Annotated in this window: 3 protein-coding genes; all 3 read right to left on the bottom strand. The window is 50.7% G+C overall.

Features of this window, described 5'->3' with window-relative positions; all coding sequences use genetic code 11:
• Positions 1-115: 115 nt before the first annotated feature.
• The 3 genes from Selli1_RS18025 to Selli1_RS18015 all read right to left on the bottom strand — a co-directional run bounded on the left by Selli1_RS18025 (position 116) and on the right by Selli1_RS18015 (position 2,860).
• On the bottom strand, positions 116-922 hold the full coding sequence (locus tag Selli1_RS18025; protein ID WP_281874461.1) for an ExeA family protein: 807 nt from the start codon (positions 920-922) through the stop codon (positions 116-118).
• A complete protein-coding gene (locus Selli1_RS18020) occupies positions 912-2,201 on the bottom strand; it encodes a TnsB C-terminal domain-containing protein (protein ID WP_281874459.1) in 1,290 nt (429 codons plus the stop codon). Before Selli1_RS18020 ends, Selli1_RS18025 begins: the two co-directional genes overlap by 11 nt.
• 92 nt (positions 2,202-2,293) lie before the next feature.
• Complete coding sequence (locus Selli1_RS18015; protein WP_281874457.1) at positions 2,294-2,860, bottom strand: DUF6431 domain-containing protein; 567 nt, start codon at positions 2,858-2,860, stop codon at positions 2,294-2,296.
• Positions 2,861-3,074: the final 214 nt, after the last annotated feature.

Here is a 3,074-nt window from a genome sequence, read left to right as displayed (position 1 = left end):
TGTCGAGCGACACTTTCTGGTAGCCACAAACAGCATTTTATAATCGCCAACTTTTCCAGAAAAAAAGCACAATCGCATCTCAACGACACGGTCATGCCTCTTTTCCTGCATTCTTTCAGCTCAGTGCCTGGTTATTGATTGCCGCCAGCATCACCTCGGCATCGATCACCTTTTTCTCCATCTGGCTTCCCAAAGTCATCGCGTCTGTCATTACATTATCAATCAGACGCGGATTTCCCTGGCTGTAGCTGTGGACGGAGCTGATTGCCGCGGTATCGATGATCTCCGGGCTGCCTCCTGCATTCCGGATCTTCTGCCGGATATAATCCGGCACCTCCTGGTCTGTAAGCCCGTGGAAGTTGTAGTGGACCACGATTCTCTGCCGCAGCGCCTCGTTGACCTGTTTCTCTAGGATGTGGTTCAGGTAGGGCTCCCCACAGAGAATCAGGGAGAAGCAGTTCACCGAATCATACTTCTGGTTCATCAGCATTTTCAAATCCCTCAGGATACTGCTGTTCAGGTACTGTGCTTCATCCAGGATACAGATGAACGGCTGCCGTTTCTCTTTGTACAGATAATACAGCCGTTCCTGGATCGACTTAAACATCTGGCTCTTCCCGAATCCGGATTCCAGCCCCAGCGCTTCACACAGCTGGCGGTAGAATTCCTGCACGCTTACGGTTGACAGACACAGATAGGCGCACTGGTACAGGTTCGGATTCAGTTTTTTCGAAAAGCACCGCAGCGCGAACGTCTTTCCCATCCCCGGGCTTGCAGTAAACACCCCGATCCCCCTGATCTCCTTCAGGTATTCCAGCCGGGCTGTCATCTCACGGAAATCTTCAGACTCAAAAGCGTCTTTCTCTTTTACCATCTGTTTATCAAACGGGTTAAAACTCAGCCCATAATAATCAGTGTACATCTTCCCCACCTCCAAGTACTGTGCTGTAATCAATCGACACTTGGTTCTTACGCTTTGTTCTCCCATTTTCCGCCCGGTTTGTCAGGCGCATCGGATGCCGCTTCCCTTCCGAAAATACCCATGCTTTCTCCGGGTCATCCGGAAGGTAACGCACCTCTACCTTCTGTCCGATGAACTGCATCGGCGCATCGTAACACCGGGAATCCAGTTCGACAGTGGCATCCCGTGATACTCTGCGGGTCGCGCGGTTCAGGAAACATTCGTCCAGCCATTCCGGTGACTTTGGCTTCCTTACCGGACGCCCGCTGTGGAGATAACGGGAAAGCGGCGTTTCCCCTGTCGTGGAATGCTCTGTCGTATTGTGTTTCCGGATATATGCTGCCAGGAGATTATTGAACTCCTCCAGGGAGCGGATCTGGCTGATGTCGAGCCCGTAGAGCCATCTTTCCTTGAGCGTCCTGAAATTTCGCTCCACCTTCCCCTTGCTGGCCCCATCCCGGACAGGGGTATGCAGAAGCACTGTCCCAATGGATGCGCAGATCATATCTAGCTGCCGGTTTTTGTAGGGCGCGCCGGAGTCCACATACAGCTTGTCCGGGATACCATAAGCCGCAACTGCATCCTTGAGGACCTTCTGGAAGTTGTATGCATTCTCCTGGTAAAAGATCTGCCCGCCTACGATCATCCGGGAGTAGTCGTCCAGGATCATGATCAGATATGTCCTGTGCTTTTTCCCGTTTTCTTCCAGATACGGAAGGTAACACGTATCCGCCTGATACATTCCTCCGAAATACGCCTCTTCGAACGCTTTCCGGTCACGGCCGGCCAGCGCCGCGTCTGCACTTTTCAGCCCGTTGCGTTTCACAAATCTCTGGACGGTTGCCACGGAAACCGTTGCCGGGATCAGGCTTTCCTGCACCAGCCTGGCATGGACCTGCGTTGCGTTCAGCCTCGGATATTTCTGCTTGATCCGGTAGATCTCATCGATTGCTTCCTCTGTAAGTACCCGGGTCTTTCCCAGGTCTGACCGCGTTTTTGGCGTCAGGGCGTCAATCCCGCCATTCCGGTAAAGGGATACCCATTTCCCGATCGTTTTGGGCTTGTATTTCACTATCCGCCCATCCGGAAGACGCATCGGGGTCTGGGCTACCCTTCTGCAGTATGCCATGACCGATTCATCCGGATAGGTCTCCTGGATCACCGGCGCAATCATCCCAAACCGGAGCCGTGCGATCTCCATCAATTCATCCATTCTGTCTGTTTTCTTTTGCTGTTCCATTTCTTATCGCCTCCGGTTACAGCATACCTCTGCCCCTGTGCATCGTACATGCCGGGATTATGGGAAGCATCCGAACCGCTTTGTCTGAAATTTCATCGGTGATGGAAATCTGACGCATGGTATGCCTGGAGAAAGGAATGCCGGAACGAATCCCAGAACTGGGAGAGCTGCATCCCATCTATCTTTCCGATGAAGTCAGATCCCTTTTCCTGTGCATCGTCCAGGACTCCCAGGATTAGCCGTTTATGGGAAAGGAACAGGCTGCGGAAGGTATAAAGCGTGGAATGGACAATCTGGTATCTTTCACAAATTTTTTCTACTGTATGGACATGCAGGAAATAGGCTTCCAGCACTGTCAGGACAAAGCGCAGGCTGTAGGAAGAATAGGGGATCAGCATTTCGGGAAGAAGGGCATGGGTATGTCCGCAGGAGATACACTTTACCCGTGGGACACGCAGAATTACCGTCACTGGCCCGTTATTCTTTAAAGTGACCATGTAACGGGGATAGACATCGTGAAGGATCAGATGTCCTTTCGAATTGCAGTAAGGGCAGGAGTGATCGGAAAGGTTCAAGCTGCGGACCGCTTGGTCAAACCACTCCTGGTCTGAGATTTTTATTTCTTTCAGCTTGCAAAACAGATTGAAAATGCGTATCATAGTATCTGGATACTTCCTTCGGGATGTATTTGTTGAAAGAGGGAACCGGTTCTTGCCAAGGAAGGGGGTCCTTCTTTTTTATTATAATCCTGTCTGTAAAGAGAAAAGAGCATGCAGTAAATCACGGCATACTCTCATCATTCTTCTGATCCATCTATTCTTACTATCTGCTTTTTTCTTTCAATCTCAAGCATTTATAAAATGTTGCTCTACA

Source organism: Sellimonas catena (genome assembly GCF_027924685.1).
Taxonomy (GTDB): domain Bacteria; phylum Bacillota; class Clostridia; order Lachnospirales; family Lachnospiraceae; genus Sellimonas; species Sellimonas catena.
The sequence above is the reverse complement of the archived record's forward strand: the minus strand, read 5'-3'. Positions and strand labels throughout refer to the sequence as shown.